This window comes from Streptomyces sp. NPDC058239, from assembly GCF_042882185.1.
In the GTDB taxonomy this organism is placed as follows: domain Bacteria; phylum Actinomycetota; class Actinomycetes; order Streptomycetales; family Streptomycetaceae; genus Streptomyces.
Genome location: NZ_JBHVWS010000002.1, coordinates 315,830 through 341,437 on the forward strand (window position 1 = coordinate 315,830; position 25,608 = coordinate 341,437).

At 70.2% G+C, this 25,608-nt stretch carries 20 protein-coding genes; 12 read left to right on the top strand and 8 right to left on the bottom strand.

Annotated features, from left to right (window positions below; translation table 11 throughout):
- The first annotated feature begins 24 nt into the window (after positions 1 to 24).
- Positions 25 to 1,641 (top strand): protein phosphatase 2C domain-containing protein, encoded by a 1,617-nt coding sequence (locus ACFVYE_RS04000; protein ID WP_389603941.1) that lies wholly within the window; start codon positions 25 to 27, stop codon positions 1,639 to 1,641.
- A gap of 65 nt (positions 1,642 to 1,706) precedes the next feature.
- Positions 1,707 to 3,449, top strand: a complete 1,743-nt coding sequence (locus ACFVYE_RS04005; RefSeq protein WP_389603943.1) for a pyruvate dehydrogenase — start codon at positions 1,707 to 1,709, stop codon at positions 3,447 to 3,449.
- Between the two features lie 59 nt (positions 3,450 to 3,508).
- Here ACFVYE_RS04005 and ACFVYE_RS04010 read toward each other — a convergent pair whose 3' ends face one another.
- Positions 3,509 to 6,622, bottom strand: a complete 3,114-nt coding sequence (locus ACFVYE_RS04010; RefSeq protein WP_389603945.1) for an alpha-mannosidase — start codon at positions 6,620 to 6,622, stop codon at positions 3,509 to 3,511.
- A 161-nt stretch (positions 6,623 to 6,783) separates the two neighbouring features.
- Between ACFVYE_RS04010 and ACFVYE_RS04015 the strand changes: the two genes are divergently transcribed.
- The 7 genes from ACFVYE_RS04015 (at position 6,784) to ACFVYE_RS04045 (ending at position 13,644) form a co-directional block, all read left to right on the top strand.
- Entirely contained in the window at positions 6,784 to 7,944 is a 1,161-nt protein-coding gene (locus ACFVYE_RS04015) for an NAD(P)/FAD-dependent oxidoreductase (protein ID WP_389603947.1), read from the top strand.
- Positions 7,945 to 7,981: 37 nt separating this feature from the next.
- Positions 7,982 to 8,308 carry a (2Fe-2S)-binding protein gene (locus ACFVYE_RS04020; RefSeq protein ID WP_383968943.1) on the top strand — a complete coding sequence of 109 codons (327 nt, stop codon included), beginning with the start codon at positions 7,982 to 7,984 and terminating at the stop codon, positions 8,306 to 8,308.
- Positions 8,289 to 9,767 (top strand): NAD(P)/FAD-dependent oxidoreductase, encoded by a 1,479-nt coding sequence (locus tag ACFVYE_RS04025; protein ID WP_389603949.1) that lies wholly within the window; start codon positions 8,289 to 8,291, stop codon positions 9,765 to 9,767. Before ACFVYE_RS04020 ends, ACFVYE_RS04025 begins: the two co-directional genes overlap by 20 nt.
- A gap of 120 nt (positions 9,768 to 9,887) precedes the next feature.
- Positions 9,888 to 10,796, top strand: coding sequence for a dihydrodipicolinate synthase family protein (locus ACFVYE_RS04030; protein WP_383968948.1), 909 nt, complete (start codon positions 9,888 to 9,890; stop codon positions 10,794 to 10,796).
- Positions 10,797 to 10,884: 88 nt separating this feature from the next.
- Complete coding sequence (locus ACFVYE_RS04035) at positions 10,885 to 11,886, top strand: proline racemase family protein (RefSeq protein ID WP_383968951.1); 1,002 nt, start codon at positions 10,885 to 10,887, stop codon at positions 11,884 to 11,886.
- Positions 11,883 to 12,827 (top strand): ornithine cyclodeaminase family protein, encoded by a 945-nt coding sequence (locus ACFVYE_RS04040; protein ID WP_383968954.1) that lies wholly within the window; start codon positions 11,883 to 11,885, stop codon positions 12,825 to 12,827. Before ACFVYE_RS04035 ends, ACFVYE_RS04040 begins: the two co-directional genes overlap by 4 nt.
- An 88-nt stretch (positions 12,828 to 12,915) precedes the next feature.
- On the top strand, positions 12,916 to 13,644 hold the full coding sequence (locus ACFVYE_RS04045; RefSeq protein WP_389603952.1) for a GntR family transcriptional regulator: 729 nt from the start codon (positions 12,916 to 12,918) through the stop codon (positions 13,642 to 13,644).
- A gap of 96 nt (positions 13,645 to 13,740) precedes the next feature.
- Here the strand turns inward: ACFVYE_RS04045 and ACFVYE_RS04050 are convergent, their stop codons facing one another.
- Entirely contained in the window at positions 13,741 to 15,213 is a 1,473-nt protein-coding gene (locus tag ACFVYE_RS04050; protein WP_383968959.1) for an aminopeptidase P family protein, read from the bottom strand.
- Positions 15,214 to 15,549: 336 nt separating this feature from the next.
- On the opposite strand from ACFVYE_RS04050, the gene ACFVYE_RS04055 reads away from it, so the two are divergent.
- Entirely contained in the window at positions 15,550 to 17,934 is a 2,385-nt protein-coding gene (locus tag ACFVYE_RS04055; RefSeq protein ID WP_389603955.1) for a M9 family metallopeptidase, read from the top strand.
- Between the two features lie 98 nt (positions 17,935 to 18,032).
- Here the strand turns inward: ACFVYE_RS04055 and ACFVYE_RS04060 are convergent, their stop codons facing one another.
- Complete coding sequence (locus ACFVYE_RS04060; protein WP_383968964.1) at positions 18,033 to 18,419, bottom strand: barstar family protein; 387 nt, start codon at positions 18,417 to 18,419, stop codon at positions 18,033 to 18,035.
- 93 nt (positions 18,420 to 18,512) lie between these two features.
- On the bottom strand, positions 18,513 to 18,905 hold the full coding sequence (locus ACFVYE_RS04065) for a ribonuclease domain-containing protein (protein ID WP_383968967.1): 393 nt from the start codon (positions 18,903 to 18,905) through the stop codon (positions 18,513 to 18,515).
- A 341-nt stretch (positions 18,906 to 19,246) separates the two neighbouring features.
- Between ACFVYE_RS04065 and ACFVYE_RS04070 the strand changes: the two genes are divergently transcribed.
- The gene (locus tag ACFVYE_RS04070; protein WP_383968998.1) at positions 19,247 to 19,609 is read left to right on the top strand and encodes an ATP-binding protein; all 363 of its coding nucleotides are present in this window, start codon (positions 19,247 to 19,249) and stop codon (positions 19,607 to 19,609) included.
- A 42-nt stretch (positions 19,610 to 19,651) separates the two neighbouring features.
- Here the strand turns inward: ACFVYE_RS04070 and ACFVYE_RS04075 are convergent, their stop codons facing one another.
- Both ACFVYE_RS04075 and ACFVYE_RS04080 read right to left on the bottom strand, forming a co-directional pair.
- On the bottom strand, positions 19,652 to 20,728 hold the full coding sequence (locus ACFVYE_RS04075; RefSeq protein WP_383968970.1) for a DUF2637 domain-containing protein: 1,077 nt from the start codon (positions 20,726 to 20,728) through the stop codon (positions 19,652 to 19,654).
- Between the two features lie 191 nt (positions 20,729 to 20,919).
- Entirely contained in the window at positions 20,920 to 21,768 is an 849-nt protein-coding gene (locus ACFVYE_RS04080) for a (2Fe-2S)-binding protein (protein WP_383968973.1), read from the bottom strand.
- Positions 21,769 to 21,913: 145 nt separating this feature from the next.
- On the opposite strand from ACFVYE_RS04080, the gene ACFVYE_RS04085 reads away from it, so the two are divergent.
- Positions 21,914 to 22,690 (top strand): GntR family transcriptional regulator, encoded by a 777-nt coding sequence (locus ACFVYE_RS04085; protein WP_383968975.1) that lies wholly within the window; start codon positions 21,914 to 21,916, stop codon positions 22,688 to 22,690.
- A gap of 22 nt (positions 22,691 to 22,712) precedes the next feature.
- Here the strand turns inward: ACFVYE_RS04085 and ACFVYE_RS04090 are convergent, their stop codons facing one another.
- Complete coding sequence (locus tag ACFVYE_RS04090; protein WP_382946952.1) at positions 22,713 to 23,498, bottom strand: hypothetical protein; 786 nt, start codon at positions 23,496 to 23,498, stop codon at positions 22,713 to 22,715.
- Between the two features lie 163 nt (positions 23,499 to 23,661).
- A complete protein-coding gene (locus ACFVYE_RS04095; protein ID WP_389603958.1) occupies positions 23,662 to 25,410 on the bottom strand; it encodes a PucR family transcriptional regulator in 1,749 nt (582 codons plus the stop codon).
- Positions 25,411 to 25,608: the final 198 nt, after the last annotated feature.

Here is a 25,608-nt window from a genome sequence, read left to right on the forward strand (position 1 = left end):
GCCCGTGCGGTGGACAATAAGGGCATGAGCCAGCAGGGGGAGAGGCCCGCCGCCCACGAGGACGACTGGTGGCGCAGGCTGTACGACGAGACCGCCAGGGACACCGGGGCGAGCAACGCGGCCGACAGCCTCGACGACCGCTTCGACTCGGCGTCGGACGCGGTGGGTCCGGGCGGGCACGGGGGATTCGACGGAGCGGGGGAGGGAGCTGGGCTACTGCTTCCGCCTTCGGCGGTGGTGCCGGGCACGTCGGCGGGGCCGCCGCCGTCCGCGCCTCCGCCTCCGCCGGTCGCGCCGCCGCCGTCCGCGCCCGTGGTACCCGAGTCGGTGCGGGTGCGTGCTCCGTGGGAGCCGCCGGTTGCGCCCGTACGCGCCCCGGGTGCGTCCCCGGCCGGCCCGTCGCAGCCGCGCACCTTCGCCGCACCGCCGGTTCCGGCCGGTCCTCCGGCCGCCGCTGACCTGCCGTCGGGGCCGGACCTGCCGTGGGGGCCGGAGCTTGCGCCCGAGCCGTTCATCGCCGATGGGGCGTCCGCGCCGCCGCTGCCCCGGCGGCCGGGCGGCGAGGAATCCGCCGCCCGGCAAACCCCCGGCACCGCACAGGCACCTGCACCTGCACCCGAGCCTGAACGCGTACCCGCACCCACACCCGCCCCACTCCGCCCCGTGATCGGCCATGTGGGTGACCGGCCGCCCACCTACGAGGCCGAGCCCACCGCTCTGCCCGCCACCGTCCCCCGAGAACTCGACGGTCTCGTCGCCGACACCGTGCTCGACGGCGCCGAATACGGCACGTACACCCTGCGCGCCGCCTCCGTGCGAGGGGACTCCGCACGGTTCCGGGGCGAGCCCCGCCGCGATGCGCTGCTCACCGTGCGCTTCGGCACCGACAGGAGCGCGCTCGTCCTGGTGGCCGTCGCCACCGGGGCCCGCGCGACCGAGCGGGCGCATCTGGCGGCGGCCGACGCCTGCCGCTGGATCGGCGGTGCCGTCGGCCGCTCCCATGTCCGGCTCTCCGAGGACATAAGGGCCGGCCGCCGTGGCGACCTCAAATCCGGCCTGCACCGCCTCACCGACCGCAGCTACGGCAAGCTGCGCGCCCGCGCCGCCGAGCTGGGACTCGAACCGCAGCAGTACACGGCGGGCCTGCGCTGCCTCCTGCTGTCGGCGGACCCGGACTGCCGTACCAGGGTCTTCTTCGGCGCCGGCGCCGGTGGGCTCCTCCGGCTGCGCGACGGCGTCTGGCAGGACCTCGAACCGGAGGTTCCGGAAGCCGGTGACGTCAGCGGCGAAGCCGCGGTCGGATTCGGCTCCCCATCTCCCGGGAGCGGCCCCGACGGAGACAACCTCACCATGGATCCGGGCATCGCCACGCCCCCGTCCCTGTTTGTCGACGGCCCGCTCGCCCCGCCCGCCGAGCGGTTCCGGTTCCGGGCGTCGGTGGCCCGGCCGGGGGACACCCTGCTGCTGTGCAGCAGCGGCCTCGCCGAACCCCTGCGCGGCGAGCCCGCGCTCGCCCAGGAGCTCGCCGAACGCTGGACCCCTGACCAGGCACCCGGGCTCGTCACTTTCCTCGCGGACACCCAGCTCAGGGTGAAGGGGTACTCCGACGACCGTACGAGTGTCGGCGTCTGGGAGGCGTAACCGCGCGCGCCATGGGTTGATGGATGCGGAGTCCGGAAGCCGAAGCGTGGAAAGGGTACGCACCCATGGCCAAGCAGAACGTGTCGGAGCAGTTCGTCGACATCCTCGCCCGGGCGGGCGTCAAGCGTATGTACGGCGTCGTCGGCGACAGCCTCAACCCGGTCGTCGACGCCATCCGCCGCAACTCGGCCATCGACTGGATCCAGGTCAGGCACGAGGAGACCGCCGCGTTCGCCGCCGGAGCCGAGGCCCAGATCACCGGCTCGCTGGCGGCCTGCGCCGGATCCTGCGGCCCCGGCAATCTGCATCTCATCAACGGCCTCTACGACGCCCACCGCTCCATGGCACCCGTTCTCGCGCTCGCCTCGCACATCCCATCGAGCGAGATCGGTCTCGGCTATTTCCAGGAGACCCATCCGGAGCTGCTCTTCCAGGAGTGCAGCCACTACAACGAGATGATCTCCAACCCGCAGCAGATGCCGCGTCTGCTCCAGACGGCCATTCAGCATGCGATCGGCCGAGGCGGCGTCAGCGTCGTCTCGATGCCGGGTGACATCGCATCGCAGCCGGCCCCGGAGAAGTCGATCGAGCACGCCCTCGTCACCTCGCGGCCGACGGTACGGCCCGGTGACGAGGAGATCGAGAAGCTCTGCCGGATGGTGGACGAGGCGAAGCGGGTGACATTGTTCTGCGGCAGCGGCACGGCGGGTGCCCACACCGAGGTGATGGAGTTCGCCGAGCGGGTGAAGGCCCCGGTCGGGCACGCGCTGCGTGGCAAGGAATGGATCCAGTACGACAACCCGTACGACGTCGGCATGAGCGGACTGCTCGGCTACGGCGCTGCCTACGAGGCGACCAACGAGTGCGATCTCCTCATCCTGCTCGGCACCGACTTCCCGTACAACGCCTTCCTCCCCAGCGACGTCAAGATCGTCCAGGTCGATGTGCGCCCCGAGCACCTCGGCCGCCGCTCCAAGCTGGATCTGGCGGTCTGGGGCGATGTCCGCGAGACGCTGCGCTGCCTGACCCCGCGGGTCAGGACCAAGACCGACCGCAAGTTCCTCGACCGCATGCTGAAGAAACACGCCGACGCGCTGGAGGGCGTGGTCAAGGCGTACACCCGCAAGGTCGAGAAGCACATCCCGATCCACCCGGAGTACGTCGCCTCGGTGCTGGACGATCTGGCGGACGACGACGCCGTGTTCACCGTCGACACCGGCATGTGCAATGTCTGGGCCGCCCGCTATCTGTCGCCCAACGGCAAACGCCGCGTCATCGGTTCGTTCAGCCACGGCTCGATGGCCAACGCGCTGCCGCAGGCCATCGGCGCCCAGTTCATCGACCGGAACCGGCAGGTGGTGTCGATGTCCGGCGACGGCGGATTCACCATGCTGATGGGCGACTTCCTCACCCTGGTGCAGTACGACCTGCCGGTGAAGGTCGTACTGTTCAACAACTCCTCGCTCGGCATGGTCGAGTTGGAGATGCTGGTCGCCGGCCTGCCCTCGTTCGGTACGACCAACAAGAACCCGGACTTCGCGGCGATCGCCAGGGCCGCCGGGGCCTACGGCGTACGGGTCGAGAAGCCCAAGCAGCTCGAAAGCGCCCTCAAGGACGCCTTCAAGCACAAGGGCCCGGCGCTCGTCGATGTCGTCACCGACCCCAACGCGCTCTCCATCCCGCCGAAGATCAGCGCAGAGATGGTGACCGGCTTCGCGCTCTCCGCGAGCAAGATCGTGCTGGACGGCGGAGTCGGCCGGATGGTCCAGATGGCCCGCTCCAACCTGCGGAACGTGCCCCGCCCCTGAACGAAGCCGGGCAGCGGGGCAGGACGGGCCGGGACTTCATGCCGGGGCCGGCCTGGACCTCATGCAGGGGTCAGGCGGACCGTCAGGATCTGGAACGGCCGCAGCGACAGTACGAGACCGTGCTCATCGGTGTCCGCCTCGTGCAGCGGCCGTTCCAGCAGGTCGGTGATCCGGGCCCGTACGACGGGGAATCCGACCCGCAGTGTCGTGTCGGCGCGCCCGCCCGCCGACTCGTACAGCCGCACGATCACATCGCCGCTGCGGTCCTCGGCGAGCTTGACCGACTCCACCGTGACCCCCGGATGCCCGGTGCTGATCAGAGACGGCAGGGCCGGCGCAACGGCCGCCCGCAACGGCAGATTGAGCGCCAGCCCCTCCCGTACCGCATCCGTGACCTCACCGCCCGGCGCCAGCGCGTACCTGAACCGATGCCTGCCGAGGTCGGTCTCCGGGTCCGGGCTGTGCGGGGCGCGCAGCAGCGTCAGCCGTACGGTCGTGCCCAGGCCCGAACCGTGCGGGGTCCGGGTCACCTCGTGCCCGTACGTCGAGTCGTTGAGCAATGTGACGCCGTACCCCGGCTCGGCGACCCGCAGCCAGCGATGGGCGCAGATCTCGAAACGGGCCGCGTCCCAACTGGTGTTGTCGTGCGTGGGGCGGTGAATGTGCCCGAACTGGATTTCGGCCGTGGACCGTTCGGCGTGCACATCGAGCGGGAACGACACCTTGAGGACCTTCTCCGACTCCCGCCAGTCCACCTCGGTGTCGATGTCGATCCGCCGACTGCCCGCGGTCAGCCGGATCTCCTGCACGATGTGCGACGCCCCGAACGACCGCAGCACACGGACGGCGGCCCGCAACGGCCCCTCCTCGACCAGTTCGACGGAGTCGGCGTCGGCGAGATCCGTGCGGGTGCGGCGGTAGTGACGGTCGATGTCCCAGGCGTCCCAGTGATTGGGGTGATCCGGATGCAACTGGAGGAGGTTGGCCCGATGACCGGGGGCGAGGACATCCCGCCCCGCGCCGAGATCGCGGACGGCGGCGATCAACCCGTCGCCGTCGACCACGACCCGCAGCAGCCCGTTGTCGAATACGAAACCCTCGTCCGCCGAACCGGTCACCGTGACGGCGTGCTCCCGAACCGCCGAACCGTCCAGCAGACCCGCGCCCAGCCCGGGTGTCTCGGCCAGCACCGCCGTACGCCCGTCGCCCAGCGGCTGCACATGCGCGCCCGAGGGCAGCAACGCGCTCGCCTCGGCGTCCAGCTCGACCACCTGACTCCTGTGGTACGGCGATGAGTTGAGCGCCACGAGACCCTCGGCCCCACCCAGTGCCGCCACCGCGTCCGCCACCAGATCGGCCAGCTCCTCCCGTACCCGTTCGTATGTCTCGTGGGCCTCCCGGTGCACCCAGGCGATCGACGAGCCCGGCAGGATGTCATGGAACTGATGCAGCAGCACCGTCTTCCACAGCCGGTCCAGCGCCTCGTACGGATAACGGTGGCCGGGAGTCCGCAGCGCCGCCGCGGTGGCCCACAACTCGGCCTCACGGAGCAGGTGTTCGCTGCGCCGGTTGCCCTGCTTGGTCTTGGCCTGGGTGGTGTACGTGGCCCGGTGCAGCTCCAGATACAGCTCACCGGACCAGACCGGTGCCTGCGGCCCGTACTCCTCCTCGGCCGCCGCGAAGAACGCCGACGGCCTCTCGATCTCGACCCTGGGCGAACCCTCCAGATCCCTGAGCCTGCGTGCCTTCTCCAGCATCTCGCGGGTCGGGCCGCCCCCGCCGTCACCCCAGCCGAACGGGACGAGGGAGCGGTTCGCCAGCCCCTTCTCGGCGAAGTTTCTTTCCGCATGGGCCAGTTCGCGGCCATGGAACTGCGCGTTGTAGGTGTCCACGGGCGGGAAATGAGTGAAGACCCTGGTCCCGTCGATGCCCTCCCACCAGAAGGTGTGATGTGGCATTTTATTGCTCTGGTTCCAGGACAGCTTCTGCGTAAGGAACCATTTCACCCCTGCCAGTCGCGCCAGCTGTGGGAAGGCGGCCGTGCAGCCGAAAGAGTCCGGCAGCCAGATCTCCTCCGTCTCCACCCCCAGCTCCTGCTCGAAGAACCGCTTGCCGTGCACGATCTGCCGGGCAAGAGCCTCACCGCCCGGCATATTTGCATCGGACTCCACCCACATCGACCCCACGGGCACCCACTGCCCGTCCGCCACGGCCTGCTTGATCCGCTCCCAGATGTGCGGCTGATGCTCCTTCACCCAGGCGTACTGCTGGGCCTGCGACGCGGCGAAGACCAGCTCCGGATAGTCCTGGGCCAGCGCGGTGACATTGGCGAAGGTGCGCGAGGCCTTGCGCACCGTCTCGCGCAGCGGCCACAGCCACGCCGAGTCGATGTGCGCATGCCCGGCGGCCGAGATCCGGTGTGCGCTCGCCGACGCCGGCCGGGACAGCACCTCGGTGAGCCGGCCCCGGCCGGCTCGCGCCGTGCCCGCCACATCGTGCAGATCCAGTGCATCGAGCATGCGCTCCAGCGCCCGCAGGATCTCGTGCCGCCGCGACCGGTCGACGGGCAGTTCCCGCATCAGCTCGGAGAGCACCTCGATGTCCAGAACCAGATGCCAGACCTCCTCGTCCAGCACGGCGAGGTCCGCGGAGGCGAACCGGTAGAGGGGCCGGTCACCCGCCGTGAGCACGTCCCCGAGCGGCGTCGGCGCGAAGCCGTGCTCCAGAACCGCCGGGTTGGCCGCCGCCTCCAGAAGCAACGAGACCGGTTCACCGCCGGCGGCCGGGGACGCGACCGTCAGATGCCGATTTCGCGGATGGATGCCCTTGAGCGGAACGCCTGTGGTGTCGTACAGCATGCCCTCGGCCTGGAATCCGGGCCCCTGGCCGGAGAAGCCGGGGTCGACCACCACCTCGACGCGCCGCCCCGCCCAGTCCTCGGGCACCGTCCCCTCCAGCCGGAACCAGCTGGTGGACCACGGCTTCCCCCACTTTGTACCTGCACTGAACGGCTCGTAGGTTCCCTCCAGCACCTCGGTCACCGGTACGGGTTCGCCGGGGATGTGCCTGATGGAGAGGGCAAGCGGGGTCCGGGCCGGGTACTGGGCTGGGCGGATGAACTGGTGCAGGGCCCTTTCGAGGCGGTCCTCCACCAATGTGCGGTCGTCGTGCATCACGGCTCCTCGGGTCGGCGCCTCGGGGTGTTCATGGCTCCACTTCCCCGGCGACGGAACCGGCACCCCTGCGAGCGGCGCGACGGGGTGATGGTTGATCAACTGGCCCTGCACACACCCTTGGCGGCTCCAAAACAATGTGACATATTACTGTCGTGTTCATGAGACAGCCCCTGGATGTCGTCATCGTCGGGGCCGGAGTGGTCGGTGCCGCCTGCGCCTACTACGCCTCCCGGTCCGGACTGTCCGTAGCCGTCGTCGACCGAGGGCCGGTCGCCGGAGGCACCACCGGAGCCGGGGAGGGCAACCTCCTGGTCTCCGACAAATTGCCAGGACCCGAACTGGAACTGGCCCTGCTCTCCGCCTCCTTGTGGCGCGAACTGTCGGAAGAACTTTCTTCGGACATCGAGTACGAGATCAAGGGCGGCCTGGTCGTGGCGGCGTCCGAGGACTCCCTGACCACCCTGTCCACGACGGCCGCCGACCAGCGAGGAGCCGGAGTCGAGGCGTACCACGTCACATCCGACCGGCTCCGCGATGCCGAGCCTCACCTCGCACCGCACCTTGCCGGAGGCTTCCACTACCCGCAGGACGCTCAGGTTCAACCAGCGCTGGCGGCAGCCGAGTTGTTGCGGGCAGCCGGCCGCTCCGGGGCACGCCTGTGCCCGGGGGAGGAAGTCGTCGGGATACTCAGGGACCGGAAGGGTGCGGTACGCGGGGTGCGCACCGCACGGAGTGAACTGCGCGCCCCGATGGTCGTCAACGCGGCGGGCACCTGGGGCGGTGACCTGGCCGCAATGGCCGGGGTGGACCTGCCGGTCCTGCCGCGCAGGGGGTTCGTGCTCGTCACCGAGCCGTTGCCGCGGCTGATCCGGCACAAGGTCTATGCCGCGGAGTACGTGGCGGATGTGTCGAGCGGGTCCGCGGCGCTGCAGACCTCGCCCGTGGTGGAGGGAACCCCGTCGGGGCCGGTGCTGATCGGGGCCAGCCGCGAACGGGTCGGCTTCGACCGGACCTTGTCGGTTCCGGCGATCGCCCGGCTGGCCGCCCAGGCCGCCGCTCTTTTTCCCGTACTGGCGGATGTGCGGGTGATGCGCGCCTACCACGGGTTCCGTCCCTACTTGCCCGATCATCTGCCGGCGATCGGCCCGGACCCCCGGGTGCCAGGGCTCTTCCACGCCTGCGGCCATGAAGGAGCCGGGATCGGGCTGGCCCCCGTGACCGGACTGCTGATCGTCGACGCGATCACCGGGCGGCAGCCGGTGCTCGATCTCGGACCGTTCGCCCCGGACCGGTTCGGCACCACGTGCCATGTCACATGACTGCGGAGGGGGCTCGTGTGCCCCAGGAGAGGACCTTGTGAGACGTACCCGTGCACGTACCCCGGCCGAGCTCGTCGCGGCCCGGCCCGAACCGGAATTCCAGCTGACCCTCGACGGGCGCCCGATCCGTGGACTGCCGGGCCAGAGCATCGCCGCGGCCCTCTGGTCGGCGGGCATCCTTACCTGGCGCACCACTCGGATCCACGGCCGGCCGCGGGGAGCCTTCTGCGGCATCGGTGCCTGCTACGACTGCCTGGCCACGGTCAACGGCCGGCCGAACCAGCGCGCATGCCTGCTTCCCGCCCGCCCCGGCGACGCCGTCACCACACAGGAGGGCGACGGGCATGCCGCACTCGACAGATGAACGCCGCCCACGGGACGCGGACTGCGCCGGACTCGTCGTGGTGGGCGCGGGACCGGCCGGCCTGGCCGCCGCCGTCACCGCGGCCGATCACGGGCTCGACGTGGTTCTGCTGGACTCGGCCGTCACGCCCGGTGGGCAGTACTACCGAAACCCGCCCGGCGGGCTCGGCGCGACCCGGCCCGGCGCCCTCCACCACGGCTGGCCCGTCTTCGCCGGACTCTCCGCACGACTTGCCGCGCACCGCGACTCCGGCGCGATCCGCCATCTCTCCAACCATCAGGTGTGGACGGTCGAACGAGCCGGTGACGGCGACTGGATCCTGCACGCCGTCACCGGAGTCGAAGGGGAACAGCGTTCCGCTGTCCGGGCCCGCCGACTGCTGCTGGCGACGGGCGCCCATGAACGTCAACTTCCCTTCCCGGGCTGGACGCTCCCGGGCGTGGTGAGCGCGGCCGGCGCCCAGGCCATGCTCAAGTCCGGCCTGGTGCTGCCCGGCCGGCGGATCGTGGTCGCGGGGAGCGGCCCGCTTCTGCAGGCCGTCGCCCTCTCGCTGACGCGCGCCGGTGCGAGGGTTCCCGCACTCATCGAGGCGTCCGGTTACGGGGCCTACGCGCGCGCTCCCCGGGTGCTGGCCGCCAACCCCGGCAAGATGGCCGAAGGAGTCCGGTACGGAGTGGCACTGACCGGCGCCGGAGTTCGAATGCTGACTCACCGGGCCGTCACCGACGTGCACGGCGACGACCGGGTGGAGGCGGTGACCGTCAGCCGGGTGGACCGCCGGTGGCGCCCCGTGCCGGGGACCGGCCGCAAGATCGCCTGCGATGTGCTTGCCGTCGGACACGGGCTCGTTCCTCAGCTGGAACTCGCCGTGGCGGTGGGCTGCGGTACGCGCGCATGCGCGGACGGCACGCATGCGGTCACCGTCGACGAGCAGCTCAGGACCACCGTGCCGGGGGTCTGGGCAGCGGGCGAGACCGGCGGTGTCGGTGGCGTCGAACTCGCACTTTGTGAAGGAGAGTTGGCCGCACTATCGGTCATTCGCGAGATACGGGGCGGTGTGCAGCGGGCAGCGGCGCGCAGAGCAGTCGCTCTGCGTCGTTCCCGACGCCGTCTGCGGGCCTTTTCCGCGTTGATGGGTGCCGTGCACCGGCCGGTGGCGGGGTGGAGCGAATGGCTGACCGGCGACACGGAGGTCTGCCGTTGCGAAGAAGTCACCGCGGGCCGGATCCGCAGCGCGTGCGAGGAACTCGGAGCCGGTGACACCAGGACCGTCAAACTGCTCACCCGGGCCGGGATGGGCTGGTGCCAGGGCCGGACCTGCGGATTCGCCGTCCGTGAACTGGCCGACACGCACGGCAGCGGACGCGGCGCCGGTGAAGAGCCGGACGGCCCCGACCGGCGCCCGCTGGCCTGCCCGGTAAGGCTGTCCACGCTCGCCGACCTGGCCGACCCCGGATAGACCCGCAGCCACTCCCGACACTCCCCGACACGCCTCGGCCGCGCCTCGGTACTTCGCGCCGCCGGACGCTGCCCACGCCTCCGCCGAACCGCGACATGTCACACCTCTCAAGGAGCCACGATGCAGACGAACACCCACCCGCGTATCCGTCCCTGGCACGGGGTCATGGTCGCCACCCCGCTCACATTGCGCGACGACTGCACGATCGACTACGACGCCTATGCCACGCATGTCCAACAGCTCATCGCGGAGGGTTGCGACGGTGTGGTGCCCAACGGGTCACTGGGGGAGTACCAGACCCTGACCGACAGCGAACGCGAGCAGGTGGTCCGGGTCGCTGTCGAGGCGGCAGGCGACGGCAGCCGCGTCATGCCGGGCGTCTCCGCCTACGGCAGCGCGGAGTCGCGGCGCTGGGCGGAACAGGCCGCAGAGGCGGGCGCCGGCTCCGTGCTGCTCCTGCCGCCCAACGGATACCGCTGCGAGGACGCGGCGGTCCGAGCCCACTACGCCGCTGTGGCCGAAGTCGGGGTTCCGGTCGTCGCGTACAACAACCCGTACGACACCAAGGTGGATCTGACACCGAGCCTGCTCGCCGCTCTCCACCAGGAGGGCAGCATCGTGGCGGTCAAGGAGTTCAGCGGCGATGTCCGAAGGGCCTACGAGATCGCCGAACAGGCGCCCGGCCTCGACCTGCTGGTGGGCGCCGACGACGTACTGCTGGAACTGGCACTCGCCGGGGCCGTCGGCTGGATCGCCGGCTGTCCGAACATGCTGCCGTCCTGCTGTGTCGAGCTGTACCGGGCTGCTGTGACAGGTGACATGGCAGCTGCCCTGCCGCTGTACCGCGAGCTGCATCCTCTGCTGCGGTGGGACTCGAAGCCGGAGTTCGTCCAGGCCATCAAGGCGTCCATGGACGTTGTCGGACGCCACGGCGGCCGTACCCGTCCGCCACGCCTTCCCCTGCCCGCCGACGACGAGGCAGCCGTACGTGCCGCGACGGAGAAGGCACTGGCCGGGGGCCTCGGCTGAGCACGGCTCGGCCGTTGTACGTCCGGACAGTGCCCGACCCAGCCGTTCTTCATGTTGTTCACGACGAACTGACGAACCAGGGGGAGCCTTGCAGACACGTCACATCTTCCATGCGGTCGACTCACACACCGAGGGCATGCCCACCCGCGTCATCACCGGCGGCATCGGCACCATTCCCGGTGCCACGATGGCCGAACGGCGCAGGTACTTCCAGGAGCACCGGGACGCCGTGCGCACGCTGCTCATGTACGAACCGCGCGGCCACGCCGCCATGAGCGGCGCGATCCTCCAGCCGCCCACCCGGCCCGACGCGGACTTCGGCGTCCTCTATATAGAGGTCTCCGGGTTTCTGCCGATGTGCGGGCACGGCACCATCGGGGTCGCGACCGTTCTGGTGGAGACCGGCATGGTCGAGGTCACCGAACCCGTCACCACCGTACGGCTGGACACCCCGGCCGGACTCGTCAGCGTCGATGTCCAGGTGAGGGACGGAGCGGCCGCCGCCGTCACCCTGACCAACGTTCCCGCATTCAGCGTCGCACTCGACCGGACGGTGGACGTACCCGGCTACGGACCGGTGCGCCACGACCTCGCCTACGGCGGCAACTTCTATGCGATGGTGGATCTGGCCGACCTCGGGCTGCCCTTCGACCGGGCACGCAAGGACGACATCCTGGCGGCCGGACTCGCCCTGATGGACGCGGTCAACGCCGTCGACCGGCCCGTCCACCCGGAGGACCCGGACATTCACGGCCTCAAGCATGTGCAGTTCATCGCACCCGGTTCCGATGCCCGCCACTCCCGACACGCGATGGCCATCCACCCCGGCTGGTTCGACCGGTCGCCCTGCGGAACCGGCACATCGGCGCGCATGGCCCAGCTGCACGCCCGTGGTGAATTGGGCCTGGACACCGACTTCGTGAACGAGTCGTTCATCGGAACCTCGTTCACCGGGCGTCTCATCGAGAAGACCACCGTGGGCGGGCTGCCCGCCGTCGTCCCCACCGTCACCGGCCGCGCCTGGATCACCGGTACCGCACAATTCTTCCTGAACCCGTCCGACCCCTTCCCCGAAGGATTCCTGCTGTGAACCTGCCCCTGCTCGGCGCCGGCGACATCGAGGCCCTGGGACCGACCGGAGCCGTGGACGCCCTGGAGGCGGCGCTGAGCGGGGGACTCGATCCGGAGACCTCCCCGGCCCGGCACCATGTCACAGTGCCCGGCGGGGAACTTCTGATCATGCCAGCCACCACCCAGCAGGTGACGGGAGTGAAGATCGCCGGAGTCGCCCCCGGCAACCCGGCACGCGGCCTGCCCCGGATCACCGGAAGCTATCTGCTGCTCGACGGCCTCACCCTGCTGCCGCTCGCCCTGCTCGACGGGGCCGCGCTCACCACACTGCGCACACCGGCCGTGTCGGCACTCGCGATCCGCCATCTCACCCCGCCCGTCCTGCGCCACCTGGTGCTCTTCGGAACCGGCCCCCAGGCCTACGGACACCTGGCCGCGGTGCTCGCGGAACGGCACGTCGAACGTGTCACCGTGATCGGCCGTACCCCGCGCCGGGTCGCCGCACTGGTCGAGCACGCCCGGCAACTCGGCATGGACGCCCGTGCGGGTGAGGCGCACGGGGCCGAGCAGGTCGCCACCGCCGATCTGGTGCTCTGCTGCACCACATCCGCCACTCCGCTGTTCGACGGCACCCTCGTGCCGGACGGCGCGACAGTCGTCGCGGTCGGCTCGCACACCCCGAACGCCCGGGAGGTCGACACGGCTCTGGTGTCACGCTCCACCGTGATCGTCGAATCGAGGGCGGCAGCCCTGTCGGAGGCGGGCGATCTGCTGATTCCGGCGGCGGAAGGAGCCTTCGGAGCCGAGGACATCGCCGGCAATCTCGCCGACCTGGTGACCGATCGGATCCTCGGTGAGAAGCCGGCTGCATTCGTGCGCCCCCGGTTCTTCAAAAGCGTCGGAATGGGCTGGGAGGACCTCGCGGTCGCCGCGGCGGTGTACCGGAGGGCGGCGCCCTGACCGAGTTGTCCACAGGTCAGCAGCGACAGGCCCGAGCGGAAACGTGACATTGTATTCTGAGGGCCCGCACGGCGTTGGAGGAACAAACATGGCCCGCCTGTCGACGCTCAATGTCATCTCGGCGCAAGAGCACTTGCGCGACCAGGTGGCGAACGCCCTCAGGGCGGCCCTGATCGCCGGGGACCTCCGTCCGGGCATGATCTACTCCGCGCCCGCGCTCGCTGCCGAATTCGGGGTGTCCGCCACCCCGGTCCGCGAGGCCATGCTCGACCTGGCGCGTGAGGGCCTGGTCGAAGCGGTTCGCAACAAGGGCTTCCGGATAACCGAGTTGACCGACCAGGACCTCGACGACTTCACCGAACTCCGCGCCATGATCGAGGTACCCACCGTCGGCCGCATTGCCCGGATGGGCAAGGTCAGCGAGTTGCAGGCACTTCGGCCGCTTGCCCTGGCGATCGTCGCTGCTGCCGCCGAGCACGACATCATCGGCTATCTGGAGGCCGACCGCCGCTTCCATCTCGAACTGCTCGGTCTGGCGGGCAACCGCAGGCTGGTGGAGGAAGTCGGCAACCTGCGCAAGCGATCGCGCCTCTTCGGGCTGAACCGGCTCGACGCAACGGGGCAGCTGACCGCATCGGCCGAGGAGCATGTCCAACTGCTCGACCTCGTGATCGCCGGAGACGCCCAGCGTGCCGAGGCCTGCATGCTGGCCCACATGTCACATGTCAGGTCGATATGGGCCGAGGAGGACGGCGACGACGCCGGCGCCGGAGGCCCCCGGGGCAGAAGGGCGTCGCTGCCGGTCGCAGAGGCCTGAGCCACCGGTTTCGTCCCGGAGTCCCGAGCGGCACTCCGTCCTCCACCGGCCGCCCCCCGCCCCCGCGCGGGGGGCCGGTTGTGTGGGCCGTCCGGTTCAACCGTCCAGCAGGGCGGCCATCCACTCCTCGATTCCGTCGGCGGTGCGCGGCAGTGCGGACGACATGAGGCGTGCGCCGTCGGCGGTGATCACGAGGTCGTCCTCTATCCGCACCCCGATTCCGCGCAGCGACCGGGGCAGCGTCTCGTCGTCGGGCTGGAGATAGAGCCCCGGTTCCACGGTCAGTACCTGGCCGACTTCCAGGCGCCCGTCCAGATATCGGTCGGCGCGCGCCTGGGCGCAGTCGTGAAGATCCATGCCGAGCATGTGACCGCTGCTGCAGAGGGTGTACCGGCGGTAGAAGCCGTTGTCGGCGTCGAGCGCCTCATCGGCGGACATCTGCAACACGCCCCATCCGTAGAGCCCTTCGGCGATGACCCGCATGGCCGCCAGGTGGAAGTCACGAAATCGTGCCCCGGGGCGCAGGGCCGCGATGCCCGCTTCCTGCGCGGCGAGCACCAGCTCGTAGACGCTGCGCTGTGCGGAGGAGAAGCGGCCGGACAGTGGCAGGGTGCGGGTGATGTCGGCCGTGTAGAGCGAATCGGTCTCCACCCCGGCGTCCAATAGCAGCAACTGGTCGCGTTCCAGCGGGCCGTCATTGCGGATCCAGTGCAGGACACAGGCGTGCGCCCCGGCTGCGGCGATCGTGGAGTAGCCCGGACCGTTCCCCTCCAGCCGGGCCCGCAGATCGAAGACGCCCTCGATCCAACGCTCACCCCGCGGGTGCCGCAGCGCCTGCGGAAGGCTCCGCACCACATCCTCGAATCCTGTCACCGTCGCATCCACGGCCTGCTGCAACTGCCCTGTCTCCCATGGGTCCTTGATCAGTCGGAGCTCGCTGAGCACCGCTTCCAGTCCTGCCGGCGCCGACCGTCGGCGCTGGAACGAGCGGCAGGAACGCAGTAGTTCGTCGACAGCAGGGTCCACCCCTCCCAGCGCCCGTACTGGTGGCTGTGGCCCGGTCAGAAGCTTCTCCCAGGCGTCCAGGTGCGCACAGCGGATGCCGGTCATCCGGGCGGCCTCCTCCAGGTCGGGTCTGCGCCCGACCCAGAACTCCCCGTATCTGCGGTCGCGGTAGAACTCGCGGCCGGTGCGAGGTGACCGAGGCCGCAGATACAGCACCGCCTCGTGCCGCTCGTCGCCGTCGGGTTCGAGGACGAGGACGTGTCCGGCCTGGTCCTCGCCGGTGAGGCCGGTGAGCCAGGCATAGCCGGTGTGCGGCCGGAAGCGATGGTCCGTGTCGTTGGAGCGGACTGACAGCGCACCCGCCGGGATGACCAGGCGTTCGCCCGGGAAGCGGGCGGCCAGCCGGGCCCGGCGGGCGGGGGTGGCGTCGATGGAGGGGACACGAAGGTCCGTCGGCAGCGGGGACTTGGCCCACCCGGTGCCCATGAAGGCGTCCAGGGCGGGTGACACCGGCAGATCGTGGCTGCCGGTGCGGGGCGCGGAGAAGGAATGGGACACGGGCATTGCTCCTCGAGGCTCTGTGGGACCGGGGTCGGGGCCGGAATTCCGGCTCTCCGGGGACACGGTGGTGCGGTGGTCGGGAAACCGGTGGTGGCGGCCGGTGCGTTCGGGGCCGCGTGTCATATCCGTTGCTGCGACGAGAAGTTGTCGCGCAGATGAATGTGCGTGAGAGGGGTTCCGAAGAACATGTGACATGTGCCATTGTACAGCGCGCAAGGGGAAAGGAGCCGTGCTCATGTCACAACGTGAGTGCAGTTCGGATCCGGTCCGGCACCGACCTCTTGCATTCCCCCACAACCGCGCCCTGTCGCGCGGTCACCACTCCGCTGGAGGCGGCACGTGAAGAACCTGAGGGTTCGGCAAAAGATAACCGGATTGTCCACTGTGGTCCTGGCAGCATGCCTGGGCGTGGGCCTGTTCACGGCACCGAGCCAGGCCGTCGAGCAACGCCCCGCCGCGTCGACCGTGACCCCCCACCTCTCGGACGTCGCCCAGAAGCGGGCGGAGCCCCGGACCGAGGACCCCGGCGGCCCCACCGCCGAGGCGCTGACGGCACCCGCCGACGATGCCGCTCACGTCGAACGAAAGCCGCTCAAGGCCGCCGACCTGCCGCCGGTGTCCGCGTCCAAGGACGCGCTCAAGCGGGACTACGACGACCCGTCCACCGCGCTTCCGAGCCACCAGGCACCTTCGATGAAGGCAGAGAAGCGCCGCGCCAAGAAGCTCGGTACGGCCGCTGCCGAGTGCAACGTCACCGATTTCACCAACAACACCGGAAGCGCCCTGGTCGAGAAGGTCAAGGCTGCGACCACCGACTGTGTCAACACCCTGTTCCGTATCCAGGGCCAGGACGGCTACAACGCCTTCCGTGAGGACCAGATGGTCACCATCGCCAATGCGATGCGCGACGCGTCGGCCTCCTATCCGGGCGACGGCAGCACCGGCATGCCGCAGCTGATCCTCTTCCTCCGGGCCGGCTACTACGTGCAGTACTACGACCCCGACACTGTCGGGGAGTACGGGCCGCGCCTGCGCACCGCCATCCAGGGCGCGCTCGACGGCTTCTTCGGCTCCTCGCACGCCTTCGACGTCACCGACGCCAACGGCGAGAGCCTGTCCGAGGCGATCGTCCTGATCGACAGCGCCGTGGAGAACGCCCGCTACCTGAACATCGTCAAGAAGATGCTGGCCGACTACGACGAGTCGTACAACGACTCGTGGTACATGGTCAACGCCGTGAACAGCGTGTACACGGTCATGTTCCGCGGTCACCAGGTGCCGGAGTTCATCAGCGCCATCGAGGCCGATTCCAGTGTGCTGACCTCGCTGCGCGACTTCGCCGCGAACCACCTCGACCTGCTGGGCACCAAGAATTCGTTCCTGGCCGCCAACGCGGGGCTCGAGCTCGGCCGCTTCCTCAAGGAGGACTCGCTGCGCGACAAGGCGAGCCCGCCGGCGATCGACCTGATGGGCAAGAGCTCCATCGACGGCCCCACCGCCCCGCTCTGGGTCAACCTGGCCAAGATGGTCGACGCCTACGACAAGGACAACTGCGCGAAGTACGACGCCTGCAACCTCGCGGAGCGTCTCGAGAAGGCCGTCCTGCCGGTGAAGCACACCTGTAGCGACAGCATCACCATCCGGGCGCAGGACATGACCGCGGAGGAGCTCGAAGCCAGCTGCACCAGCCTGCGCAACCAGGACGCCTACTTCCACGAGGTGGCCCGGGACAACGGCGCCGTCGCCGACGACAACAACAAGACCATCGAGGTCGTGGCCTTCGACTCCAGCGCCGACTACCAGACCTACGCCGGAGTGATCTTCGGCATCGACACCAACAACGGCGGCATGTACCTGGAGGGCGACCCCAAGGCCGAGGGCAACCAGCCGCGGTTCATCGCCTACGAGGCCGAGTGGGCCCGTCCCGACTTCCAGATCTGGAACCTCAACCACGAGTACACGCACTACCTCGACGGCCGCTTCAACATGTACGGCGACTTCGCCGCCGGAATGACCACGCCGACCGTCTGGTGGGTCGAGGGCTTCGCGGAGTTCGTCTCCTACTCGTACCGCAAGCTCGACTACGAGGCCGCCATCGCCCAGGCTGCGAACCGCACCTACCGCCTGAGCACCCTGTTCGACACCACCTACGAGAACGCCGACCAGACCCGCGTGTACAACTGGGGCTACCTGGCCGTCCGTTACATGCTCGAATCCCACCGCTCCGACGTCGACACCCTGCTCGGCCTCTACCGCAAGGGCGACTGGGACGGCGCCCGCACCCTGCTCACGTCGACCATCGGCAGCCGTTACGACGCCGACTGGGACACCTGGCTGGCCGCCTGCGCGGCCGGCGCCTGCGGCAGCGGGTCCACCAACCCGCCCGGTGAGATCACTGAGTGCAAGGACACCGACACCAGGCTGCTGGGCCGGAACTGCATGCGCAGCGCGCTGAAGGCCGTCAAGGGCGACTACGCCTACCTGGCCGTCGTCATTCCGGCCGGCACCACCCAGTTGAAGATCACCGCCTCCGGCGGCACGGGTGACGCCGACCTCTACTACAGCGCGAAGGAGTGGGCGACCACCGAGGTCTACACCGACAAGTCCGTCGGGGCGGGCAACGAGCACACCCTGACCGTCAACAACCCGGCGCCGGGCTACCACTTCATCAGCCTCTACGGCACTGAGAAGTTCGACGGCGCCAAGGTCACCACTGAGTTCTGATCCCTACGACCCCCATGGTATCGGCCGGCCGAGTGATGACCCCGCTCGGCCGGCCGGTGCCGCCCTCCGGGCCGCGTCCGCCGGACACGGCCCGGGGCTCACGAAAGCCGCAAGGTGCCCGGCCCGTCGTTCCGCAGGATCTCCACGAGCTGCTCGAAGAGCGTCGGTCCGCGCCCCGCGAGGGCCTTGTCGAGCCGGTGGAGGAGCGCCGCCCGGTTGCTGGGGTGGGCCCGGTCCAGGCTCTGCCGCAAATAGCGCGCGGTCTCCGCATGGCCCAGGGCCCGGGCGGAGAGAGCGTGGTCCCGCCACTCGAAGACGAAGTCACCGTCGTCCGGAGTGCCCATCCCGCCGCCGAGACAGTCCGCGAGGGCGTCGAAGTTGCGGCCGAAGTATCCGCCCGGGCCGTTCACGGCCTCGCCGATCACTTTCCAGAACTCCTCCAGGCCGGTGACCCGGGAGCCGTCGATCACATAGGTCACGGTCATGGGGGGAGGGTACAAGTCCGGTCGCTTCCGGCGGTCCGTGATCCGCGCCGCAGGTGGGGGGCTACGGCGCGGATCGGCTCGGAGGGCCGGGCTTCAGCAGCCCTGGTCGATCAGGTCGAACGTGGCGTAGTGGTCGCTGGTGTAGTAGTCCTCCTGCACCTCTTCACCCGTGACGATCCGACGCGCGCCCCGGGTGGGGGAGCCGGGGGTGATGACCGTGTACTCGTGGTAGTAGCCGGTGCTCTGGCCGGGCAGGACGCCTTCACGGTTCTGGAAGACGGCTCCGTCCTGCGAGTAGGGGAACGGGCCGCCCGCGTCGATCAGGTCGAGGGTGTCGTGCGCCTGGGCAGGCAGCGCCGAGTAACAGATGCTGCCGACCGAGGCGGTGGCGGCCGTTGCGGCCGTGGTGACCGGGCCGCCGACGAAGAGGACGGACAGGAGGGCGGCAGCGCCACCGAGCGTGGTGATCCGTGGGGGGATTCGCATAGCCACCATGATGACGCGCGTAGACATGGTCCCGTCAACGTCAACCGGTGTGAATTTTTTGGAAGTTAACCGGAGAGGCAGAAATGTGACATCGATGTGTCCGCCGCTCCGGGCCGTGCCGCCCGTTCTCTGTTCACTTATTGATGAGTCGACAAGCGTGGCGGCCCGTCTGTGGGGCATGCATCCCCAGGCGACGAGAAATCGAGAAGTCGAGAAGGGGGCGATTCACTGTGCGGGCGGGGGAAACGATGGAGCGTCAGGGAGATGCCGATTCCATGGCGGACGGGGCGGCGCACGAGCCGGGGGCACAGGGGCAGCAGCCGGTCCGGCTGCATCGCAGACTGGCCCACACAGATCTGGCGGCCGTGAGCGAAGTGCGTTGTTCCTTGCGGGAGTTCCTGCGATACCGGTGGCGGGCCGAGCCGGCCGAGGTGGCGGAGCTCCTGCTCAGTGAGCTGGTGACCAATGCGCTGATCCATACCAGGCACGGCGCGGTCGTCACGGTGAGCGTGGCACCCGCGAAACTACGGGTGGAGGTCCGGGACTTCGTATCCGGAATGCCTCTGTCGTACGTACCGAACGCCGACGACGGTACGCATGGCCGAGGGCTGATCCTGGTGCAGAGCCTCGCGGACGCCTGGGGGGTCGACGCACACGCGCTCGGCAAGGTCGTCTGGTTCGAGCTGGACGGCGAAAAGCCCTGAGAGCCCGGAAGGGACCGGGCCATCAGGGCCTTGTGTGCCGGATCAGCCGAACTGCTGCTCCAGGTCCTTCAGTTTCCGCTCCAGCGAATCGAGCCGGGGCAGTGCCTGGGTGTCGTCCTCGGCGGTGAGGTCGACGGTGATCGGATCATTGGAGTTCCGGTCCGAGGCGCTGGAGCTCGGACCCGTCACGGCCTGCAGGGACGGCCGGGGGCGCAAGGGCAGTTGTCCCGGCTCGGATATGGCGGGCTCCACGACGGACTGCGCGGAGCCGGTCGCGGGAGCGATGGCCTGAACGTCCACCTGGGTGCCACCCCGGCCGACCCGGCGCCAGGCCCGGTTCTGCCGGTTCAGCGCCTTGATGTGGGCCCGGTCCAGCTTCTCCTGGTCCTTCCTGCGCAGACGGTTCTGCTCCTTCTCCCGCCGGTCCTCACGTACCTCGTCGACCGCTTCGTCCAGGGTGCGTACGCCCTCCAGCAGCATCAGCGACCAGGCGCCGAAGGTCTCCCGGGGGGCGCGCAGCCACCGTACGATCCGGATCTGCGGCAGCGGACGGGGCACCAGGCCCTGTTCGCGCAGCGCGGCCCGGCGGGTCTGCTTCAGTGCCCGGTCGAAGAGCACGGCTGCCGAGAGCGACATCCCAGCGAAGAAGTGCGGGGCGCCCGCGTGGTCGATACCGCGCGGCGCGTGCACCCAGTTGAACCAGGCGGCGGCGCCGGCGAACGTCCATACGAGCAGCCGCGATCCGAGCGCCGCGTCACCGTGGCTGGCCTCGCGCACCGCGAGTACGGAACAGAACATCGCGGCCCCGTCGAGGCCGAACGGAACGAGATACTCCCAGCCCCCGGAGAGGCCGAGGTTCTGCTCGCCGAAGCCGACGAGCCCATGGAAGGAGAGGGCGGCAGCGACCGCTGCACAGCAGAACAGCAGGACGTACGAGGCGGTGGCATACAGCGCCTCCTTACGTCTGCGACGCTCCTCGCTGCGCTCCCAGCTGTCGTCGGCCGCGGAATTGTCGGCGGCGCGCTTGCCGCGTGCGACCACCGCCACCGCCGCCAGGACCCCCACGAGCAGCACGGCGCCCGGAAGCAGCCAATTCAGCGATATGTCGGTCAGTCTCATGCGCGGTCCCTTGCATCGCGTAGGGCATTTCGGGCGCCATGATTGCCGAAACCCCGTCACGCTCAGGGGGTTTCGGGGCAAGAGAACGCCATTGGGTTGGCAGGGCATACGGATAGCCGGGATCTGATCGAATATCCGTACACGGCCAGTGATCTGCGTTCGAATAGTACTACTCGTACGAGCGGAGTGGATCAGTGAGTGGGCGTCAGTTTCCGTACCCGCTCGGCGTCACAGGTGCGCGGGCAGGTGACGCAGGTGTCCTCGGGGCGCAGCGTGTAGAAGAGACAGCAGCTCGCCCGGTCGCGGGTGGGCAGCGACTCGCCGTTCGGTCCGGTCAGTTCACGGAAGCCCGCCGAGCCGACGTACGGCTTCGTGGTGCCCGGCAGGAGCGCCTCCAGCTCGGTCATCGCGCGCCGCTCCTCGCCGAGCAGGTGGGCGATGTACCAGAGGCCCTCGACGACCTCATCCGTCGCCATGCCCCACAACGCCCGCCTGCCGCGCCGCATCCGCGGTCCGAAGCCGTCCAGCACCGGACCGATGTGGTCGGCCACCGCGGCGAGTACCTCGGCCCGCAGCGCCGCCTCGTCCGGGACCACCCGGGCGCCCGGCAGTCCGGCCGCCGGATCGTCCGGAAGGCAGGCGAATTCCGTTATGCGGACGGTCAGATGGCCCAGCGCCCGCTGGAACGCCACATCCCCGACGGGGATCCGGGGCACCCGCCGGTGCAGGAACCACGGCACCGTCACCAGCAGGCAGGCGGGCCAGGCGTACCGGTGCAGCCCGAAGCTGGCGACCACATCGGGCCGGGGCTGCTGCCCGTAGTCCCGCAGCACCTGCGCGTGGTCCCAGGCGAGGAAGGCGTCGAGCGAGGCACCACCCGCCGCGAGCTCGTCCGCACCCACCCAGCCGGCACCGCGAGGGGTGGCCTTGCCGTCCTCCAGTACCTCTGCGCGGAGCCCGGGGAAGACCTCGGCCAGACGTGCGTACGCGCCCGTCACGGCGGACGCGGTGGTGCCGGGAAGCAGAGTGGCGAGTGTCATGCAGGGCCCACCGAATCGCGGTCGTTTGCAGGTAAGCCTTACCTTACCCGAATGGATCGATGTTTGAACTGCGGCCTGCGCCGCCTATCGTGCACAGGGGCATGGCGCACGCGAGCCGCGCCCACGGCAGGCCGAGGAGGTCCGAGTGGAGCAGAGCAGAGCGCGTGAGCAGGCGCGGCCGCCGTACGCGTCCGTCGCGTCCGCGACGACCCCGGCGTCCGTACGCGTGCCCGAGCAGGCACGTGGCGAGCAGGTACGTGGCGAGCACACCCACAGCGAGCCGCCCGCCCCGCGGCCGGCTGTGCAGCGGCACTCCGTACGCGGCCAGATCCTCGACGCCCTGCGCGCCGCGCTGGTCGACGGTCAGCTGGTTCCGGGGCAGGTCTACTCCGCCCCGGCTCTCGGCGCCCGCTTCGGGGTCTCCGCAACCCCCGTGCGCGAGGCGATGCAGCAGCTGGCCATCGAGGGCGCCGTCGAGGTCGTACCGAACCGCGGTTTCCGGGTGTCCCGGCGGGGCCCGCGCGAGCTGGCCGAGCTGGCCGAGGTACGGGCCCTGATCGAGGTCCCCGTCATGCTGCGGCTGGCCCGTACCGTCCCCCCGGCCCGCTGGTGCGCCCTGCGCCCGCTGGCCGACGCCACGGTTGCGGCGGCAGCCGTGGGCGACCGGGCGAATTACGCCGAGTCCGACCGGGCCTTCCACGGCGCGGTCCTCGCGCTCTGCGGCAACGAGCAGTTGGTGATGGTCGCCGACGACCTGCACCGCCGCTCCCAGTGGCCCCTGGGAAACACCCCCGCCACCCGCCGCGCCGACCTGCTCGCCGACGCCACCGAACACACCGCCCTGCTCGACGCGCTCATCGCCCAGGACCTGACTGTCGTGCAGTCGCTCGTACGGGAACACTTCACCGGCGCCGAGAGCTGACGTCACACCGGCCCTCCGGGGCTCAGTTCGCCTCGGCCGTCTCCGGGGGCGGCGGGTCCAGGTGCGGAGCCAGCCATGTCGGAACGCCCCCGAGCAGCCGGAAGAGCCTGCCCGCCTCGGCGCGCAGCCGGGTCGCCGCCTCCGGCTCCGGCTCGGAGTCCGCCAGTGCGATGAGGGCCGGAGCCGTACCGATCAGATAGCCCAGCTCCTCCCTTATCCGCAGGGACTCGGCGAAACCGTGCCGCGCCTCCGCCAGTTCGCCCTCGCGCAGGGCGAGCAGGGCGAGATGGCGCCAGGTCGAGGAGAGCAGCAGCGCGTCGCCCTGGGCGGTGGCACCGGCGTGGGCCCTGCGGTACGCGGCACGCGCGGCCTCCGGCGAGTCGGCGATGTTCTGCGCGATCAGGCCCCGGCGGAAGTCCAGCAGCGGGCGTCCCGGCGCTGACGGGGCGAGAAGTGCGGCGGCCCGGCTCAGGGCGACGCTGGCCTCGTCGGCCCGGTCCCGTACGCCGAGAAGCGTCGACGCGTATGCCAGATGGCCCCGCTCACAGGCGGCTGCGCCGCGTTCGGCGTCGTCGTGGGCCAGCGCCTCGGCGGTGCGCAGGGCGTCCTCGGCGTCGGTCCAGCCCTGCCCGGTGTACAGGCACCGCTCGGTCAGCAGGGCGGTGCGCTGGAGTGCCGCTGCCGGGTCGGTGGCGGCGTCGTGTTCCAGCAGCGCGGCGGCGTCCGTCCAGCAGGCGCGTGACCGCAGCCGCCATACCGCTGTCTGGAGCGGCGGATCGTCATCTGCTGTCGTTCCGGAACCAGACATGGCGGTATGCGCCACATTGCCCTCCCCGAGCGCGCCATTGAGCTGTTGAGTCTGGCCGCATCTCAGCACGGAATGGCACGCCGGGCCAAGGGGTCGGGTCAATGTCAGGTGAAAGATTTCACAAACGCCAGGGCCCGCCGGGAGCCGTGGCAGGGCCCGGAAGTCAGCTCATACGCAGGGCGAGGAAGAAATCGAGCTTGTCCTCCAGGCGCGAAAGGTCACGCCCCGTCAACTGCTCGATTCGCCCGACCCGGTAGCGCAACGTGTTGACGTGCAGATGGAGCCGGGACGCGCAGCGGGTCCAGGAACCGTCGCAGTCCAGGAACGCCTCCAGCGTCGGGATCAGCTCCGCGCGGTGGCGCCGGTCGTAGTCGCGCAGCGGGTCGAGCAGCCGTGCGGTGAACGCGCGGCGCACGTCGTCGGGGACGAACGGCAGCAGCAGTACGTGCGAGGCCAGCTCGTGGTGCCCGGCCGCGCAGACCCTGCCGGGGCGGGCCGCCGCCACCCGGCGGGCGTGCCGGGCTTCCTCCAGGGCGCCGCGCAGACCCTCGGGGGAGTGCACGGCCGCGCTGACACCCAGTGTCAGCCGGCCGTCGTCGGCGAGACCGGCGGAGAGCGGTTCGCGGACGGCGGCGAGCAGCACATCGGCGTGCAGCGCGGGGCCCTCGTCGGCGGGTGCCGTGTCCGGGCCGGAGCCGTGGTCCGGTGCGGGCGCGGTGGCGGCGGGCAGGGGTACGAGGGCGACGGCCTCGTCGCCCGTGTGGGCGACCGCGATCCGGTCCGCGGAGTCGGGGCCGGTGACCGCGGGGTCGACGAGGATCTCCTCCAGCAGCGCCTGGGCGACCGGGCCGCCCGCGACGGCGGAGCCGGAGCTGCCGGCCGGGGCGCCTGCCGTGGTGGAGCCCTCGGCGACACCCCATTCGACCCGCGCCACCACGACCTGCCAGTGCGGCGCGGTCCCGAGACCGGGGAGCAGCACCGGGGCGGCGACCCGCAGCCTGGCGGCGATCTCGGCCGGCGGGGCGCCCGTCTGGACCAGTTCAAGGACTTCCTGGGCGAGCCTGCGGCGTACCGTACGGGCCGCGTCGCGCCGGTCCCGTTCGACCGCGATCAGCTGGGTGACGCCCTGGAGCAGATCCAGCCGGGCGGGCGGCCAGTCGCTCGCGTCCGCCTCGACCGCGAGCAGCCAGTCGGAGAGCACCGACTCGCGCACATCGCGGGAGGCGGGGACTGTGCCCCGCCCGGCGTTCCGGATCGGGAAGAGCGAATACGTGGTGCCGCCGACCGTGGCCCGGTGCGGGGCCCGGCGGCCGGTGCGGGTGGCGGCCAGATGGTGGCAGGCGAGCGCCGCGCCGACCGGTCCGGCCAGCGGTGCGTCACCGGCGCCCGCGATCTGCCGGCCAGTGGGGGAGAGCACCCAGGCATGCAGGTCGAGGTCGGAGCCGAGCAGATCGAGGACCACCTCGGGGCCACCGCCCGACGGGCCCGAGGTCATGAGCCTGCGGTGCCGGTCCACGACCGCGGCCAGATCGCCCGCACGCTCGCCGGACACCTGGCGCACCACATGCTCGGTGACCGTTGCGAATGCGACGGTCTCATGGACGGCGAAGAGCGGCAGCCGGTGCCGCGCGCATGCCTCGACCAGATCGCCGGGGATGTCGCCGAGCTCCGCCTCGCCCGCCGCGAGCCCGGCGACCCCAGCGCCCGCCAGGATCCGTACGAACGGCTCCGAGTCCGTCTCGTCCCGGCGCCAGGCCAGGCCCGTCAGGACCAGCTCTCCGCCCGACAGATAGCGGCTGGGATCCCGCAGGTCGGTGGTCATCACGCCGCGGACGGACCGGTCCAGCTCGTCCTCGCCGCCGAGCAGCCGCAGGCCCAGCGCGTCGGTCTCCAGCAGTGCGCGCAGCCGCATCTCGTCGCCGCCGATCTCTTTCGTTGGTGCGGGTGAAAACTGGGTATTGCGGTGAGGTCACCGACCCCCGCCATTCGTTCGAATCTACAAGACGAGGAGATCGACCGGCCAACTCCTTCATGGTTTCGGTGACTGCACCGGGTGGAGCACGGCTTGTGTACTGGGCCCCACACGGCGTTAACAACACATGAACGACCA

Coding starts and splice junctions, on each gene's coding strand:
- ACFVYE_RS04000 (WP_389603941.1), top strand. CDS start 25: ATGAGCCAGCAGGGGGAGAGGCCCGCCGCCCACGAGGACGACTGGTGG.
- ACFVYE_RS04005 (WP_389603943.1), top strand. CDS start 1,707: ATGGCCAAGCAGAACGTGTCGGAGCAGTTCGTCGACATCCTCGCCCGG.
- ACFVYE_RS04010 (WP_389603945.1), bottom strand. CDS start 6,622: ATGCACGACGACCGCACATTGGTGGAGGACCGCCTCGAAAGGGCCCTG.
- ACFVYE_RS04015 (WP_389603947.1), top strand. CDS start 6,784: ATGAGACAGCCCCTGGATGTCGTCATCGTCGGGGCCGGAGTGGTCGGT.
- ACFVYE_RS04025 (WP_389603949.1), top strand. CDS start 8,289: ATGCCGCACTCGACAGATGAACGCCGCCCACGGGACGCGGACTGCGCC.
- ACFVYE_RS04030 (WP_383968948.1), top strand. CDS start 9,888: ATGCAGACGAACACCCACCCGCGTATCCGTCCCTGGCACGGGGTCATG.
- ACFVYE_RS04045 (WP_389603952.1), top strand. CDS start 12,916: ATGGCCCGCCTGTCGACGCTCAATGTCATCTCGGCGCAAGAGCACTTG.
- ACFVYE_RS04050 (WP_383968959.1), bottom strand. CDS start 15,213: ATGCCCGTGTCCCATTCCTTCTCCGCGCCCCGCACCGGCAGCCACGAT.
- ACFVYE_RS04060 (WP_383968964.1), bottom strand. CDS start 18,419: ATGACCGTGACCTATGTGATCGACGGCTCCCGGGTCACCGGCCTGGAG.
- ACFVYE_RS04065 (WP_383968967.1), bottom strand. CDS start 18,905: ATGCGAATCCCCCCACGGATCACCACGCTCGGTGGCGCTGCCGCCCTC.
- ACFVYE_RS04075 (WP_383968970.1), bottom strand. CDS start 20,728: ATGAGACTGACCGACATATCGCTGAATTGGCTGCTTCCGGGCGCCGTG.
- ACFVYE_RS04080 (WP_383968973.1), bottom strand. CDS start 21,768: ATGACACTCGCCACTCTGCTTCCCGGCACCACCGCGTCCGCCGTGACG.
- ACFVYE_RS04090 (WP_382946952.1), bottom strand. CDS start 23,498: ATGTCTGGTTCCGGAACGACAGCAGATGACGATCCGCCGCTCCAGACA.
- ACFVYE_RS04095 (WP_389603958.1), bottom strand. CDS start 25,410: ATGCGGCTGCGCGCACTGCTGGAGACCGACGCGCTGGGCCTGCGGCTG.